The organism is Gemmata sp. SH-PL17, assembly GCF_001610855.1.
Lineage (GTDB): Bacteria > Planctomycetota > Planctomycetia > Gemmatales > Gemmataceae > Gemmata > Gemmata massiliana.
The window spans coordinates 1,725,202-1,741,720 of the sequence record NZ_CP011271.1 but is presented as its reverse complement, the minus strand read 5'-3'; the positions used below and the strand labels follow the sequence as shown (position 1 = coordinate 1,741,720).

Annotated in this window: 13 protein-coding genes; 2 read left to right on the top strand and 11 right to left on the bottom strand. The window is 63.2% G+C overall.

Annotated elements, in window-relative coordinates:
• Window positions 1-5 precede the first annotated feature (5 nt).
• Entirely contained in the window at window positions 6-4,250 is a 4,245-nt protein-coding gene (locus tag VT84_RS07155; protein ID WP_082839054.1) for an AAA domain-containing protein, read from the bottom strand.
• A gap of 132 nt (window positions 4,251-4,382) precedes the next feature.
• Window positions 4,383-4,853, bottom strand: coding sequence for a very short patch repair endonuclease (locus tag VT84_RS07150; protein WP_082839053.1), 471 nt, complete (start codon window positions 4,851-4,853; stop codon window positions 4,383-4,385).
• 154 nt (window positions 4,854-5,007) lie between these two features.
• Here VT84_RS07150 and VT84_RS07145 point away from each other — a divergent pair, with 154 nt between their 5' ends.
• Window positions 5,008-6,183, top strand: coding sequence for a hypothetical protein (locus VT84_RS07145; protein WP_082839052.1), 1,176 nt, complete (start codon window positions 5,008-5,010; stop codon window positions 6,181-6,183).
• Here the strand turns inward: VT84_RS07145 and VT84_RS07140 are convergent.
• From VT84_RS07140 to VT84_RS07130, 3 genes are read right to left on the bottom strand one after another with little or no spacing between them, the layout of a single operon-like run.
• A complete protein-coding gene (locus tag VT84_RS07140) occupies window positions 6,164-8,548 on the bottom strand; it encodes a hypothetical protein (RefSeq protein ID WP_082839051.1) in 2,385 nt (794 codons plus the stop codon). The two genes, VT84_RS07145 and VT84_RS07140, sit on opposite strands and share 20 nt — an antisense overlap.
• Window positions 8,548-8,859 (bottom strand): hypothetical protein, encoded by a 312-nt coding sequence (locus VT84_RS07135; protein WP_082839050.1) that lies wholly within the window; start codon window positions 8,857-8,859, stop codon window positions 8,548-8,550. The genes VT84_RS07140 and VT84_RS07135 overlap by 1 nt, the downstream gene beginning before the upstream one ends.
• On the bottom strand, window positions 8,856-9,119 hold the full coding sequence (locus VT84_RS07130; RefSeq protein ID WP_082839049.1) for a hypothetical protein: 264 nt from the start codon (window positions 9,117-9,119) through the stop codon (window positions 8,856-8,858). Before VT84_RS07130 ends, VT84_RS07135 begins: the two co-directional genes overlap by 4 nt.
• 421 nt (window positions 9,120-9,540) lie before the next feature.
• Between VT84_RS07130 and VT84_RS07125 the strand changes: the two genes are divergently transcribed.
• Window positions 9,541-10,146 carry a hypothetical protein gene (locus VT84_RS07125; protein ID WP_082839048.1) on the top strand — a complete coding sequence of 202 codons (606 nt, stop codon included), beginning with the start codon at window positions 9,541-9,543 and terminating at the stop codon, window positions 10,144-10,146.
• Between the two features lie 1,090 nt (window positions 10,147-11,236).
• On the opposite strand, the gene VT84_RS07120 is transcribed toward VT84_RS07125, so the two are convergent.
• From VT84_RS07120 to VT84_RS07100, 6 genes are all read right to left on the bottom strand, one after another.
• Window positions 11,237-12,142: a hypothetical protein gene (locus tag VT84_RS07120; RefSeq protein ID WP_082839047.1), complete on the bottom strand. Its 906-nt coding sequence runs from the start codon at window positions 12,140-12,142 to the stop codon at window positions 11,237-11,239.
• A gap of 115 nt (window positions 12,143-12,257) precedes the next feature.
• A complete protein-coding gene (locus VT84_RS07115; protein ID WP_082839046.1) occupies window positions 12,258-13,460 on the bottom strand; it encodes an aminotransferase class V-fold PLP-dependent enzyme in 1,203 nt (400 codons plus the stop codon).
• Window positions 13,461-13,490: 30 nt separating this feature from the next.
• Window positions 13,491-14,327, bottom strand: coding sequence for a hypothetical protein (locus VT84_RS07110; RefSeq protein WP_157469292.1), 837 nt, complete (start codon window positions 14,325-14,327; stop codon window positions 13,491-13,493).
• Between the two features lie 198 nt (window positions 14,328-14,525).
• Window positions 14,526-14,954 (bottom strand): IS3 family transposase, encoded by a 429-nt coding sequence (locus tag VT84_RS42140; RefSeq protein ID WP_410000378.1) that lies wholly within the window; start codon window positions 14,952-14,954, stop codon window positions 14,526-14,528.
• Window positions 14,911-15,774, bottom strand: a complete 864-nt coding sequence (locus VT84_RS39500) for a hypothetical protein (protein ID WP_162271630.1) — start codon at window positions 15,772-15,774, stop codon at window positions 14,911-14,913. The genes VT84_RS42140 and VT84_RS39500 overlap by 44 nt, the downstream gene beginning before the upstream one ends.
• Window positions 15,775-15,793: 19 nt before the next feature.
• A complete protein-coding gene (locus VT84_RS07100; RefSeq protein WP_082839043.1) occupies window positions 15,794-16,498 on the bottom strand; it encodes a queuosine precursor transporter in 705 nt (234 codons plus the stop codon).
• Window positions 16,499-16,519: the final 21 nt, after the last annotated feature.

Sequence of the window (16,519 nt, the reverse complement as noted above, 5' to 3'; positions counted from 1 at the left end):
TTTTTTCACGAGCCCGCAGGGGCGTCGGGGACGGTGCGGATCCGGGCGGTGTACCCGCCGACGGCCTGCGTGCCGATTTCTCGCGTGCAGAGTGTTCGGAGCGTCTTCCACAGTACCGTGTCTTCGTACTGCTCGACCTCGACCGGCATGTAGTTCAGCAGAGTGTCGGCACAGACCACGACGAGCCGGTGCAGCGTCCGCGAGAACGCAACGTTCGCTCGGTTCAGGTTCAGGATGAACTCCACGTTCCGCCCAATCGCGGACGGGTCGCTGGCCGTTGCCGAGACGATGATGGTTGAAGCCTCGCCGCCCTGGAGCTTCTCGACAGTGTCGATGACCTTGATCGGCTTCCCATCCCCGCGGAGGTCTTCGAGGCGGTGCTGCAGCGCGCCGCGCTGTGCGCGGTGCGGGCAGATGATGGCGATCGACGCCTTCTTCGCCGCAGGGTTGGCCCGCACGATGCTCTCGACCACAGACAGTTCGACGTCGTTGCTGCGGCGCGACTGCCGCTCATCGTGGGATACGAGGAAGAGCCCGCTCTCCCGCATCCAGACGCGCTTCCACGGCTCCGGCTCCGAGGCGTAGTTCGGGAACTCCGGGGCTTCGGGCCGCCCCTTGAGCGTGATCCCGTCACGTCGGTAGGTCGGCGCGATCAACTGGCGAATGATCGCCGGCAGGCGGAAGGTGTGCTCGAGTGCCTGCCTGAAAATCTGCGTGTTTGGCAGCTTGGCGTTCGTCTTGATACCGTCGAGAGCTTCGTAAGAGCTCAGGTGCGGCTTGAACGTCTCGACCGTCGGCCTGTCTTCGGTGTCCCAGTCATGGGCGACGATGGGGGCGAGTTGGCGGTGATCGCCTGCGAGGAGTATGTCCCCGTCCGGACGCACGAGGCTGGCGAGCGAGAGGAAGTGAGGGAACACGAGCATGCTCGCCTCATCGACCACCAGCATCGGGACCGACAAGCCGTCCGGGAAGGCCGCGGTCTCGTCCAAGGCGTCCGCCATCTTCAGCAGCGCGCTCGTGGTTCCGGCGATGACCAGAACGCCGTTCTTGCGGTATTCCTTTATCTTTGCCGCGCAGGAGTTCGCGGGCAGTAACCCGATGTTGAGCGCCTTCTTTTTGCCGGTGGCCTCGTCCTCGATGATCGTCAGCTGCTCCATCTGATCCGCCGCCGAGAACACCTTGGCGAACACGGTGAAGGGGAAGTGACGGCCGGCCTCCGTGACGGCCTTGCGGAACGGCTCGATGACGAGGCATAATCGTACCAGCAGCTCGTCGACCGCGTTGTGCGTATGGGCGGCGATGAGGATGATGTCTCCCGCTACGGCGGGCACCTTCGGCCGTTTGGGTACGCCAGCCTTCATCCTTGCGAGGATGCGGAGGAGCAGCGCGACAGAAGTGGTCTGGGTCTTACCGGTCCCGGGCGGGCCCTGGAGTAGCTGCACGCGGCTCAGCAGGCCCGCCAAGGCGACGGTCTGTTGCTCGGGGTTCAGCGGATCTTCCGTCCCCGACGGCCGCTTAATGCGCAGCCGCGCCAGCACGTCCGTGAAGGCCGGGATGTCCTTGGCGTTCGGAGGGGCCTGCGACGGCACCTTCGGGGCGCGCGGGTCGAACCAGTCGTATACATGCGCGCCTTCGCGCGAAGTCAATCTTGCCTCCACTCGGCCAGCCACGAAATCCGAGACGCTCTCGTCGATCGTTGCCGCCTCGTGGGGCACCGTATCGGACTGCACGGCTCGGGATTCCAGGACGTAATACCCGCCCCCGCCGCCGATGGGCGTCGGGATGACACGGATACGAACGGTGCCGGCGACCCAGTCGATTTCGTCGATGGTGCCATTGTGGCCGACAGCCGTGGTCAACTGCCTGATGGTCTGGCCTTCGCGGAGGTCGCCGGTCCTGTGGCATGGCGAGACGCGAATGAAATCCCCCTCTTTGAGGTCGCAGCGATCCCTCAGCCCGGCGAGGTCTATCTCGCAGTTGTCCAGGTTGATGGTCGCCCGGATCACATTACTGCTCGGGTAGCAGATGTCCTTGATCGGGATCGTTCGGCCTTGAAGCACGCGGAACGCAGGAGGCATGAGATGCTCGCCGATCCAGTCGTTCAGCTTGACACGGTGGTCGAGACGAAGGAAATCCAGTGAGGACTGCCCGACGTCGTTGATGCCGAGGGTGAAGGTCGGCAGGTTCGCAATGACGAACGGCGTCTTCTGAATCTCCAGGTTCTTGAACGTCACCCGCTCGTCGAGCCACCTCAGCCCGTGCGCTCTGGCAATCAGGAAGCCTTCCAGAATACCCGGCCTGCCGCCCTCGTGATACCGGTTGATCTGCGCGATGAGCCGGTAGTCGGCCCCCGGCGGAAAGGTCAGCGTTCCCCAGTACGCCCGCCAGTAGGGCGCCGGTAGCGTGTCGCCGAAGCGGCTGCGGATCTCGAACGTGTGCTTGCCCGTTGCCTTGGCCTCGGTGGTCCAGTTGCCCGCGCCGTCGAAGTGCAGGGTCTGCTTGAAGTCGAACACGTCCTGCCGGAAGACCATTGACAGGTCGATTTCCGCCGAGTCGATCTTGCGGAGCCAGTGGAATCGCCGACCGAACCACGTCAGCGCCATCGCCGCAACGAGACCGCGGCTTGTCCAGCCTAGCCCGTAGCGCCGCTCCACCTCGTCGTGGAGGCACGAGAAGATCAGCTGCTCCGGTCCCTCCCGGCACCCGAGAAGCTGGTTGAACGCGTGGAGGGATAACCCGGTCCGCGTGAACGACTCAACGAGTTGCGTCACCTCGCCGCGCGACCACACGTAAAAGTGGAGCGGGGCCCTGTGTTCCTTGCCCGCCACCTTCTTGATCGCGGCCACGAGGTCGTTGAAGAACCCCGTGAGCAGGGCCGCCTCGGAATCGTTGTCTTTGTTGAAGTCGCCCGCCCACGCGATCGTCTGCAGCCGCACGATGTCCTCACCCTGGAGCGGCCGGTACTGGTAGACAGGGTGGTTGTCGAGGTCCTTGCCCTTCTCGCGGGCTTCAACAACTTCCGGCCGGTTCTCTGGTTTAGCGGGCGTCCCTTTCCAGTCGGTCGGGGTGTCGAAATCCCAGTCACTGCTTGTAACGTGCGCGGAGAGGCCGCCGATTCGGTTCTCCGTGTAGTCGTAGTGGACGGTTAGGTAGATGCGGATGAGCCTTTGGCCGTCGATGACGTGGCCGGGAAGCTGACTCTGCGACCGAAAGGGCAACACCTCGACCTGATACCCATCGGGGTCAGCGCCGCCCTTGGGGAGCGTCGCCCGCCGCGCCAGGGCCTTGTGCTTCAGGATCTCCAAGCTCTCGTTGAATGTAATGTCTTTCCTGACGACAGACGCCTCGGCGCTGGTGAGCACGAGATCCGCGAGCTTGTCGATGCAGTCGATCTTCGCACGCCGTAGTGCCTCTGTCGTCGTCGGATCGAGGCCGAGCAGCTCCAACCCCCGCAGCCTGCTGCTCTCCGGGAGGCAGTGGATATTGAACCGGCAGTCGTCGCACTTGCTGTCGATCCGGTAGGGCAGGTTGGCCAAGGTTTCCCCGAGGATGCGCGCGAGGTCGCCATCGACTGAGAGCAACCGCTCGATGTCGACGTCCTTCATCCATAGGTCAAGGGGCTCGAGCGCGAGAATGTCCTGCCGGAGATTGGTGTCCTCATCGAGCCGGGCGACGACGCACTCGATGGCGTTTGGGTCGATCGGCTTTTTGCCCGCCTTCGCCGGATTAGCCGAGAGGCGTTCGCGCGCCATCCGCCGGTAGATGGCGACTTGGAGTCGCTGGTAGGTGCGGTCGCGGCGGCTCGACTTGCACTCGACCAGTCGCAGCCTCGGGACCTCGCCTGACCACAGCACCAGGACAAAGTCGATGCGGCCTACAAGCCGGAACGGGCCGAAGTCGACCTCGATAGCGATCTCACGGCCGTACGCCTGCTGGCCCGGCGTGACGCCCTTCACGGCTGCCAGGAAGTCGGCCCAGGGGGTTGGCTTGCTGTCTGCCGGTTTGCTCCCGTACTTGGTAAGGTCTTTCAGCCCCTTCTTCTTCAGCGACTCTTCCCACGCATCCTCGCTCTCCCGACCCTTCTCGCGCAGCACGGGGTCGAGCGCGTTGAAGACCGTCGTGTGGTATGGCAGGGAATTGACGAGCGTAGCCGCCTCCACGTCGAGCTTGAACCGGCGCTCGCAGGCGTGGTGGCGGACGTATTCACCGATCTGGGTGACATTCACAAGCGGGAGAGGCACTGTGCTCATCGACGTTCCCCGGTCCCCGCCCGGTCGCTCGGCGACCTCGGCGTGGGATGGACAAACTGACGGAAACCCTCCTGGCGGTCCGGTCGGCGGACTAACGGATGCGGCTGGCTGGCTGGTTGCGAGGCAACTTGGTCAGGACGCCTTGGCGGCCCGCGACGTCACCACGTCGCTAATCGTTCGGGCGGCGGGTGAGGGATCCTTCTTGATGTCCGTTTCCCAAAAGCGCAGCACGACCCACCCTTGCCCTTCGAGCAAGGCGGTGGTCTGCTGGTCCCGCTCCCTGTTCCTAGAAATCTTGGCGAGCCAGTAGACGGCGTTGTGACGCTGTTCGAGTTGGGACTTAAGTCTGTCCCAATTCCGGCCGTGCCAGAAGTCGCCGTCACAAAAGACGAGGACGCGGGCACTTCGGAAGACAAGGTCAGGGTTGCCGGGGAGGTTCGAGACGTGCTTGCGGTAGCGCAGCCCCAAACGCCAGAGCTCCCGACGCAGGAGCACCTCGTGCGCAGTGTCCTTCTTGCGGTTCGCTTGTTTGGCGCGCGACGCCGCCTCGGACGCGGGCGCGAAGCCCTTGTAGCTGGGGTTCGGTGAGACACGGTCGGTCACCTGGACACCTCGGGGTGCCAGCTTAAAATTAATCAGTTCCGGCTATTGTCGTTGTCCAGCGGCGGAGTGCCAAGGTCGGCCGCGGACGGGCCCGAAAACCGCCTCGCGGCAGCCATCGCTCGTCGGTCTGACCGCGCGGGGACAGGAGATTGCCGTGCCGCGCAGAAGTCGTGACCGCGAAGACCGTCTCGGGCAGTTGCTCACCCAGGTCGAGCGCCGGTTCCAAAACTCGCCCCTGGAAGCCATCGGCCGGATGCTCACGGGCACGCTGACCGAAATTCGTGAATCCGCTCTGTCCAATCCCACTCCTGACGAAGCCGTTACTCGCATCGCCGATTATACGTCCGTCTTCCTGCGTTTACTGCCCAGCACGTTCGGTGAGCGATTTACCTTCGACTTCAACATCCTCTCCGCCTTGGTGGCTGACTGCACGCAGTTGAGTGAGTTGCCGCAGAGCAACTACGTCCCCCGCCCCTCAAGCGGCTGGGGGCATCAGATTGTCCGAATGCCTGCCGCCGCCGGGCGGTCCACCCCCTTCTTCGACCTCATTCATGTGCCCGGCGAGGACAACCTTTCCGACGTCAACCTTCTGGAATACCCCTTCGCGTGCCACGAACTCGGCCACGAGTTGTTGAAGAAGCAAGGTGACGGCTTCCGCATAGCGTTTTCAAAGTCCCTCGATGAGGTAGCGAACGGCCTTCAGCGTCAGACACTAGCGTTGCAGGGGTCGGCAAAGGAAATCGCCGCCGAAACCATCGCTGGTATCCGCCGCTTTTGGACACCCACCGATGACCACTTCAACTGGGCGCACGAGATTGCCGTTGACATCGTCGCCCTCTGGACCTGCGGCCCGGCCTACATTGCGGCCCTGCACGACGTAATGGAACGCCCCGAGACCAACCCGTACCAACTGGACCAAGATCACCCGCCCTACGAGCTCCGAGCGAAGGCGCTTATCGAGGCGGCTATCCCGCTGGGCTGGAGCTACTACACCGGGGAATACCACAACCTCCTTGACGCCTGGACGAAGTCCCATTGGGCACGCGGGCGAGCGAACCTCTATGCGGCGTGCGCGGACACACGGCTAGTAACCAGCAGCGTTGAAGCCGCGCTCGATGCCTGCCGATCCCTTCTGCTGCCCTGCTGTACCCCCACGATACTCGACTCGATTCGGGCGAAACTCAGCGATCAGGAACTGCCCGACCTCGGGCTTGAGCTCATCACCGCCGCGTGGCTCCATCGGAACGGTGGCACCGAGGAGGCGTATCTCGAGTGGGAAGGCAACGCCATTCGAGGCCACCTCGACATCATCAAAGCGTTAGACCACTGATTTTGTAAGCCCGCGACGCCTGCAGTGCTCCGGCGTCAGCGACGTGAAGCACCCAGGGCAAGCCCATACCCATGTCGGGCTTGGTGAAGCACATGTCGGCCTCCCAGACCAGATCGCGGATCACCTCCTCGCGGACCGCTCGCCCGTGGATGTCCACGATGCCGATTTTCAGCGGCGACGCAGTCCCTTGGGGCAGATACGGTAGCCCCGTCGTGCAGACCAAGCCGGTGTTTTCGTCGTCGAAAGGGAACACGCACTGGCCGACCAGCGGATTGGAAACGGACGTGCCGCCCCGCATAACCCGCCATTCTTCGGCGTTCTTCATGACCTCGACGGCCGTCCACACCGACTTGTCACTGACCCAGCCGAGCTTGCGGAGCTTGGCGTGGACGTCGCGCAGTGCGTCGATCTCGTTCCACTCGTCTCCGTCGCCGAGCAGCATCCCATCGCGGAAGAACAGGGCCTTCTCCAAGTTCATTTTGGTCTGAGCTTCGCTCAGGTCGGCGTGGACGTGCTCGAACAGCCGCATCAGGCCGTTCTTGAGCGACTCCGTCGGAATGGGCTCGGCCTTCTGCACATTGATCGCGATCTCTTCCGCGCGGAAGAACAGGCCATCGCGCGGCGTGGCGAAGCCGTAGCCGAGGCAAGCCATCGCCCGGTTGTTGTGGCGGCCACCCACATCCAGCCCGAGGTGCAGGTTGTAGGCGAACGGATCGGCGGGCGCAAACGGCACCCACCCGAGCTTCGCGAACAAGTTCCACAGGCACAACTCGTACCGCTGCGTGATGCGGCGAGCCAGCTTCCATTCTTCTCGCTGGATGTCGGCTTGGCCGCGAGATACCCAGACCTCCGGCAGCGTGTGCTCGTGCAGGATGCACTGTGAGGGGACGTCGATCCGCTGTTTAATCTGCTCGTGCGTGTTGTCGTCGCTGAACGGCTCTCGCCACCCTTCCGGTAGCACCGCGAGCAGCGCGTCGTGCCTGTTCTTCTGAACGTGCCGCCGCAACTCTTCCACGTCGCCGTAGAGGAAGTGGTTGAAGTGGAAGGTGATGCCCGCGCTTGCGAGGATGCGGTTCACGTCCTCCGCCATCCGCTTGGCCCGAGCCGCACCGAACGCCTTGGGCCAAGCGAGCAGCGGATTGATCGAGTGCCCCTGAAGGTACCCAAACTTTTTCAGGGCATCGCGCCGCTGCTGGCCACGCCCCTTCAAAGATTCCTCTGTCACCGGGCGAGGCGCGGGGATCGTCTGCTCGGTCGTGCCGTGACTCTTGACCCGAACAGCCGGAACGGCCACGACTTCGTGTTGGAACGATGCCGCATCGACCGGCGTTTCGCTAAGGCTGACCGCGACCCGACCGACCTCCATTCCGTCGAGAAAGTCCTGCAGCGTGCTCGCCAACTCGTTGCGATCCGCTGGATCGAGTATCGTCTGCGAGTGGTCGCCCTGGGTGATCTGCGTGTCGAGCACGAGTCGCAGGTCGCTGAAGGCTACCTCGACCGGCTGTCCCTTGAACGGAATGCAGCGAATTGCGCCACCCGCCTTCTTAGCCTGTTCTTGGCGCGACATCGTCGCGAACCCTTCCAGCAGGTTGGGCTTCTCCAACTCGACCACGGTGTGTTTGGGCTGGCCTTCGACGGTCTCGGTACGCAGGACGCGGACTGCTGCCGGCCTGTTGCGGCGGTTGATCCGGTTCACCTGTTTAGCTTCGATCATGCCCGTGAGCGCCCGCACACGCCCATTCCGGAAATACTCGGCGAACGTCCAGCCGTCGAGAGACGCTGTGGTGATGACGATCTGGATCACCCAGCGGTTGCCCTTCAGCACCTTCGGCACCGCGCCGAACTTGCGGCAGAAGTGATAGTCCTCCTCGCTCCGGAAATCCGGCACTTGGCAGAAGCGGTCGAAGTCCTGCCAGAGTTCACCCAGCGTGTCGGAGGGGGTGTGCTTGAATCGCGACTTGATCGCCTCGCGCAGAATGCCCGTGATAACGCTTCGGTGCGCGGGGGTGTTGGGGTCTGTGGTGATCGCCTTCTCGAAGGTGACCAGGTAAGCTCCCTCGTTCACGTCGCTGGGGATGTTCCACTCGGCAGGGACAGCAACGGTTTCTTCGTCAATGTCCACGACGTACCCACGGCCCTGGCAGACGTCGCGGTGCTTCCTCTGGAGATCCCAGACGACCTGCTTTGCCGCGCCTCGATCTGCGTGCTCCAAATCCCCGCCGGGCTGCCGGACCTTGTAGAGACGCACCGCCCAGCGAAGGGCGTTCGGGTTGAGGATCTCGTAGCAACTCAGGAAGGTCTCGGGCAGACTGCTGGCAGCGGCAGACGGCGTGGGGACCGCGGAAGACTTGGCGGCGGTGTGCATCACTTTTCCCTTGTGAAATAGTATGTAGCAGCCGCGCTCACCAGGCTTGAGATGGCGGGCAGCCAAGCGTTGAAAATCGAGTTGAGGCCCTTTACGGCCTCTTCTTTGGCCCAGATGAGCAGAATTAGAGTGAGGAGGTAGTGGAGCGCGACGCTGCCCGCGAGAATCCACACCAGCCAGAGGGCGAGTGAGCGAGCCGTCTCCGCCCGATGCTTCTTGTCCTCGAACGGGATGTCCTTCAGTTCCCCGATCTCACCTCCGTCGATGGGCTCGTCGTCTGTGTTGGCTTTCGTGGCAGCGTCACCGTTCATTTACCGCCTCCTTCCGCGTCGCCGGAGGGAGCCTGCAGGACCGGGATCACCAGGACACGCTCTTCTCTCGTCTCCGGGTTGCGGACGACGACTTCGGTGAAGCCCTGGTTCGCCTGCGCCTGAAGGGCACGGCTGATCTGAAGGGACTCTCGGACGGTGTCGGCCATCGACGAGAAGCGGCCCTGGGTGGTCAGTTTTTCCAGGCTCTCCAGGCTCCTTTCGTCGAAGCTGAACACGACTCGTTTCGTTGACTTCGCCATGACTCCGGCCTTCCTCGGGTGGGGTGGTGGGGTGGATTCGCGCACTTTTAGCGTAGGAATTGATATCGTCCAAGTCAATCTCAAGACATCAGAAATGATGTCGATTTTGGCAAATTCCTGATGCCGCTCCTGTCTCGCCGGTCGCCTCATTGAAACGCATTCTTCCTCGAAAATGACACAAAGTGCTTCCGTGTATCGATTTAAGACGCGGCGTCTCGCGGGCGATTTGGGTGCGGAGGAAGCGGGTGAATAAGATACCGCAAGCAGTTTCTTCCTTCTGGAAGGCAGCCTGTTTCCAGGCGGAACGGCGGGACCGATTCTTGGTCTCGAGCCACCTCGCTGGAGTTCCGACGCCGTTTCCTCATCGCGCCGCGATGGCTGGCTTACGGTCTCCTGTCTCCATCCGAGGAAGAGGTGGTTTGTGGTCGAACAACTCCGCAAAACTGTGAACGCTACTCTCGACGCGAGGTTCGGCGGTGGCCTTCCCTGGAACCAGAACACCGGTACCGCGTTCGCGATCGATCTAGCCGCCAGGCTTGCCCCCGAGGTGGCGAACCCCGTGCTCTATGGCCGTCCTCGCGCGGGGGCACGAGCACTGATCGCCGAGTGGGGGCTGTCGTTCGTACCTGGCGAGATGTTCGTAGACTTCGTGCTGGGCGATTTGCGATCGCCCACTGCCCTCCGGGTGCTGGTCGGCTGCGAGTCCGAGATGCACGAGAACCACGGAACCGGTTACTCCCTCGATGACGAAAACGGGTATACGAAGGACTTCAGACAACTCCTGCGGTTTCCTGCCCCCACGCTCCTGTTCGCGGCGAGGGTCCGGACAGAGCGGCTCCCCGGGCTGGAGGTCAGCCTTGCGGCGTGCGCGAAGGACTTTTATGAGGAGTGGTCGACGAAGAGGGTCTTGCTCGTACTGATCCCCTCCGCGAGCCGGCGGTTGGATCTGGTGCGGCTCGGAATCGGCGAAATCGAAGGCGCCGTACGCTTCGTGCCGTTCGTTGCGCCCGCCATGTCGTCGGGTTGACGAGGGCAGCGAAGGTCGGAAGGGATAAAGAAGGGAAATGGGTGCGGAGCGTGCAAAATCGACGCTCCGCGCAAGTCGTCCAGAGGGTCATCTGCTCCGAAATCCCTCTTTTTCACGCATATTTTGCACGGCGTGCCTGTAGGACGCCGCTTCTGCATTGGCAAGCAATGCCCCAAAACAGCTTGCAGGCCAGGCGGGTCGGCCACATCGACTGCGAGCTGTTACGACACCGAGCTCGGTGCACGATAATCTGTGGAACGAAAATGCTGGCGCACGGCGAGAATCTGTGGCAAGGATGATTCTCCGGCCTCGGCCGAGTCCCGTATCACGACACGAGGAGTACCACCATGATCCGACAACTTGTCACTCGATCTGAACACACTGTAAACGCGGTCCCGGCAAACACAAACCACCAGATCCAATCTCTGTCCGATTTGCTCGCTGCCCTCACGGGCAAACTTTCCGAGGCGGGGCGAGCTGCAACCGAAGCCCGGGTTGCACTGAGCCGTGGAGAAACAACTGCTGCTATCAGTGCCTTATTACCGACTGAACAGGTGCTCCGGGACGCTCTGGCGCTCCACACCGCGGCCGTCGTGCTCCACCTTGAACCGTGCTGACTCGCTGCGGGTCCAGGTCGAGTGCGAACTTGAGGATACACGAGGATTCGTCCAGTTCCGGTGCGTCCACGGCTTTGGTGCCTTAAATCCCGGTATCGCTCAGCTGATCCGGTTCACGCGAACAGATCCGGGGCTGGATAAGGACGCATCACCTGCGTCACGGGCGCTGGCCGGCCATCCGGTCCGGGGCGATCCCTGAACGGCCGGGCGAGACGTAGTTAACGATCGACAACGCGCTGAAGCGGGGCACGCGGGGCTTGCGCGGGGGGGGGGGCTGGTTCAGTTAGTGACCCAGTTGAAGGGTGCAAACGGGCGGATTCAGGCCGGAGAAACGTGAGCCGTCGGAAGGGCCGGTTGAGGCTATCGCCGTCGTCTCGGACGGCTCGTTCTCGTTTGCCCGAGCGCGTTCCAGTGTGGCGTCGACCCAGGTCGCGCGTTGACGCCATTCCGGTGGAAGGCGTGAAGGATCCGCCTCAAGTAGTTCGAGGCAATCGGTGAAACTCGGTAGCGTAAAGGAGCAACCGGTTCCACCGCTCCTCCGCTTCGCGCACCCGCTGGGCGTCCAAATCGAGCGTGAACTTGAGTGTGCGGGAGGATTCGTCCTGTTCCTGAACGCCGACGGCTCGGGTTCCGTAGATTCCGGTGTCGCACAGTAGATCCGGCTCGCGCGATATTTCGGCTTCGCGCACGATCCAGAGACGCACCCCGCGCCCGTGCTGCTCCGCGAGCCACGGGTAAATGCCCGCCTCTGGCACCGGCGCGCGGCTCGGCCATAGAGCGCCCGGCAGGATCACGATCCGCTCGACAATCACCCCGTGGGCCACGGCCTCGAAGTTCGCGCGCGTGCTCTGACGGCCCGGCGCGTCCTGCCAGTAATCCTTTGTTCGCACCCACGCAACGGATCGGTACGATTTGAGGGCTGGGGATAGGAGCAAGCGCTCGTACACCGTGCGCCACCCCTCGGTCAGTGCGAACACGACGCGCCCCTCGCCCAACTCCGCGACCTGCGCCGCGACCGATTCGAGCTTCTGGACCGCGGCGTCACGCAGGATCCCATCAGGCAGTCGGGCCACAGCCAGTAACCCGTCGCACAGGGACCGGTACACGCGGAACACGTCCGGATCGCTGGCCAGGGCCAGTGGAACCGACAGGCCCTCCACGGTTGCGTTGCGCCGGCGCTCACGCTCCTCCTCTTGGCCCAGGTACGCGAGGAACAGTCCCCCCACAACACTGACCAGGCACCCGAGCGTCGCGAGTTGGGCGGGTGGCGGGCCGAGCGCCGCGACGAGGCCCATGAGGACGGACCCGAATGCGGCGCTGAACAGAAACCGGAAGCTCAGCAGGGCCGAGCGCCGGCGGGGAGGTTCCTCGCGTGACATGGCCTGCACACTAAAACACTCGGTACACGAGCGCAAGCACGAGATCGCGGCAGACGCGATAAGGGAAGTACGTCACCCGAGCCGGAACGTCGAACGTGGTGTGCCGTTTTGGGATTCACGCCACCGTGTGCAGCGCGCGGGATAAGTGCTCTCGTTCCGCGGATGTGAATTCGGTGGCGGGCATCGACAGGCGGACCAACCCGCCCCCGTACGTTGTGGCCGCAACTCCGGCGTCTCGGAGGGCCGTTCGCAACGTGTCGGGGGAAACGGACCGAACGGCGGCGCGTTCGGGCTCCAGGAGCAAGATTCCTGAGCGAAGCGGTTGGTCCGGCAACAGGGGCTTCCACCCGGTCGGCGGCGCGAGTTCCGTTACCACGCGCATGTTCTCTGCGCGAAACATCATGCTTTGTGGTTGCGCGTCCGAGATCGCCGCGCGGGTCGTGAACAGCGGCGTCAGGTTTAGGGTCTCGATCGCACCGAACTCCCCCGTCTCTAATTGGGCGACGAAACGCAGCAGCGGATCATCCAGATCCCCGGTCGCGGCCATCCGCGTCCCGGCCGTATCGACGGCGCTACGGGAGCGGGACCGGCCATAGAACCCGAGCCCCATCGGGTAATGGGCCCCGAGCCACTTGTGGCACCCGGTCAGGTACAGGTCGCAGTACTCGGTCTCCAGGCGCCCCGGCACGTGGCAAAACTCCTGGGTTCCGTCCACCACCACGAACCACACCCGGTGGGCCGCCTCCAGGCGCCGGACGATGCGCTCGATCGGGATCCGAACACCCCAATTGCTCACCGCCGAGAGGAATAGCCCGTCGCACCGCCCGCGCGCGAAGGCTGCACACAGACGGTCGACCAACTCGGCCTCGCCGATCTGGCCCGAGAGAGCGTCGGACCGCACGTCGACGGTGGTCACGCTCCGGTTCGTGCGCACGGCTTCGCGCGCCAGAACCTCGTGGTACCCGGGCCACCCGAGGTCGGTAATTAACACGTTGAGGCACGAGCCGAATATCGCCCGCGCGGCCAGTTTCATCAGCTGAGAGGTGCGGTGGGCGACGAGTACTGGTAGGTCCGCCCGCTGCCCAATGAGTGTCTGAAAAGAGTGCTTCAACTCGCCCACACCTGCCCAATGCTCAAGCCCCGAATAGCGCCCTTGAATCGCAAGGGGGCAGGCGCCCAAACCGCCCCGTAAGAACCGCTCGAAGTAGGCGGAGTTGCCCTCTTCAGCGCCCAGCGATACGAGGGCACGTTCGGCCCGTTGAGCCGCCGGGGACGTGCGTCCGAACCGGGCGGTATCGAGGTACAGAAGGTCGGACACGGCGGATCTCCGGGGTGCCGGGGGTTAATCTTACCCGCTCCGTGCGGCCCGCTCCAGGAGTTCTCCGAACGGAATCCCGACCCGCGACAAGCGGTCTAGGCGTTCGAGAGCGGCCCGGATCGTGACCGAGGCAAAATCGAGAGTGACGCGCGCGGTTTCGGACCGATCGTCCACGTCCCGTGTTCCCACCCCCCAGTCGTCGAACACACAGGTGTCGACCAGCGGCCCGGTACCCGGATCGAGGGCGCGCTCGGGCACCAGAATGACCCGAAACCCCTGAGCCTGCTGATCCTCAAGCCAGGGCAGAATCGCGCGCACGGGGAGCGTTTGCTCGGCGGGCCAAAGTAATTCGGGGAGTACCAAGATGCGCTCGACGAACACCCCCCGGTGTGCGGCGGCAAAGATCGCCCGGACGCTCTCCTGCAGAGGGGGCTCGTGAACGGAGGCCACGGACTGTACCCAGGAAACGGACCGGTACGCTTTTAATTCCGGCATCGTCAGCACGGCGTCATGGGCCACGTACCATGAGGTGGTTCCGGGGAACGTGTTCGCTCCCGTGGCCAGCGCACGGAGCTGAACCCCGAGCGCGACGAGCTTCTGAGTGAGTGCTTCTTTGAGTATTCCGTTCGGGCGAGTGGCGACCTCGGTTAGGGCTTCGCACAGGATGTGGTACGCGCGCGCGAGTTCCGGATCGCGGGCGATCGCGGGCGGCATCACCGGCCGCTCATCCGGATCCCGGCACTGTGCCGAACGGGCGACCCGAAACCCGACGATCGCGCCGACCAGTCCGAGCCCCGCTCCCATGAGCGCGAGCGGCATGGCGGGCACACCCATCAGGGCCAAGAGTATCAAGACGGTTCCGCTCACGGCCGGAACCCAAACGGAATGCCGGAAAAGCACAGCGGATCGGGGTGCGGAACGCTCGCGTGACATGAGGCGCAGGGTAAGGAACCGGCCCACGAAGGCAAGCGCATGGGCCGACATGCTGGCGGCCCAGTTCGGGCCAACCTCGGGCTTAAGGGCCGCCTAGGAGCGGCCCTCCTTGTTTGCGGTTCGTAGCGGAACTTATCCGGCGTAGGGTTCGTTGACCTCACCGTCGTGCCCAGAGACGCACACTCGCACGGTTAGCGTTAGGCAAGAAGTCCATGCCACTCGCGTTATCCGGCCCCTGATCCCGTGGGCGCTCATGAGCCGAGCCACGGTGTTCTCCGAGCACTCGTGCCCCCGCGTCTTCAACTCGGCGGTCATCCGCGGGCTGCCGAACCGGTGCTTCACCTCGGCGTGGGTCTCTTCGATGGCCCCGACCAACTGCGACTTTTTTGGCAGGTCTCGCTCGGTCTGCAGCCGAGCGATCTCAGCTCGGAGGTGGCGCAGCTCGTCGGCGGGCGGAGCAGGTTCTCCCCGATGTCGAGGTGGCGGGCGACCTCGGCGACAGAACGTCTCAATCGCTTTAATCCACCGGCTTGGTTTGGAGCAACCACTTGCGATCCGCATTTTGCACGACGTCGCGGGCCAATCCCGCGAGAGAAACTGATCCGGGTGAGCGTCGAGCTGCTTCCAAAAGCAAGTCAGCGAGCTCGGATTCATGTCCGTCTGGGAATGCAGCTGCGAGCACCGAAATGGGGTAAAGGGCGTTGAGGAATCGCTGAATGTCTTGGAATCGCTCCCCGTACGTCCCTGAGGACTGTCTGCCGGTGTGCGCGAAACTGTAGTAGTCGATGTTCAAGGCTACGATCACACCGGGCCGCACCTTCCCCAAGTCAACCACGTTCGTCAGCGATTCAGGCAGTAAGGCGTGCACCGCTACCATTCGGTGCTTGGCTTCCGTGCAGGTGTTTGAGTCCGGTTCGACTCGCTGGTAGAGCGTCTTGCCCCGTACAAGCGCTCTGGCGACGACATCGCTGTTGGCCGTGTCGCTAATCGGAGATGCATATCTGACGGTGCGGGAATGCACTTGCCACCCGTCATCGCCAAACTTAGCGACGCGATCCAATCCGTAGTCCGAGTAAGATTCGCACACTCGCACTGTCATCATGCATCTTGCCGTGTCATTCCGGTGACACACCATCACACACGCCGAAGTGTCATCAGTGGATGGGCCGAGGCGGGTAGCCGCCTCGCAAAGACGCCGACTAACACCAATTGGCATTAGACAAATGACTTCGGCCACCTCGACGGCTGCCGCTCGCGACGGCAGCGTGAAATTCCGGTAGAGTACCCCACGGATGTCGGCCTCAATATCTGTCCAGGTTTCTCGGAGGGACAGCCACCCTCCTGCGGGCGCGTTTTCTGTTCCTACGCCGACCGTGCTCATGGTTTCTCCTTCGAGTCGATTAGGACACTTCTGGCGCGGGGGGCGTGACGAGCACGGTCGGCGGGGACGCCAGCCAACGCCGAATCACCCACACAGCGGTGTACACTAGGGGCGAGCACAGCAGCAAGCACATCGTTTTCACCACCAACTGACCGACGAAGATGTCGAACACCGGACCCGTGCCGATGAACGCGACAGTGACGAACACGACCGTATCGAGCGCTTGGCAAAAGAGCGGAACGACCGTCTGCCGGAGCCACAGTTGTCTGGGGACTACCTGCTTCAGCCGAGCGATTAGGACGACATTAAGCATCTGCCCGACCACGTAGGCGCACAGTCCAGCGAAGAAGAGCCGCGGGGCGGATCCGAGGACGAACGCATACGCATGCTGAGCGTTCATCCCGCCCGACCCGGACCAGCACGGAGCGGCCGGAGCGGCGATTCCGATCGTGTAAATGATGGTGGCGATCAGGTTTCCAATCAGTCCGGCTCGGAACGCCAGCATTCCGCCTGTTCGGCCGAAGAACTCCGTGTTCACACCACCGAGAGCGAAGAGAGTGATGAAGCTGAACACGGTAGCCGATGCAGCGTAATCAAACGGAAGCCAGATAATTTTGCAGCCACCGGCCGTGCTGGCGATACTGATCGACACGCTCAGCCCGATGAGGGTTGCCAAAAGTGCGGCTTCTCGCGTAACAGGAATGGTCTTTTGCTGGTTGGTCATGGCAGAATCCTTTGCTCACAG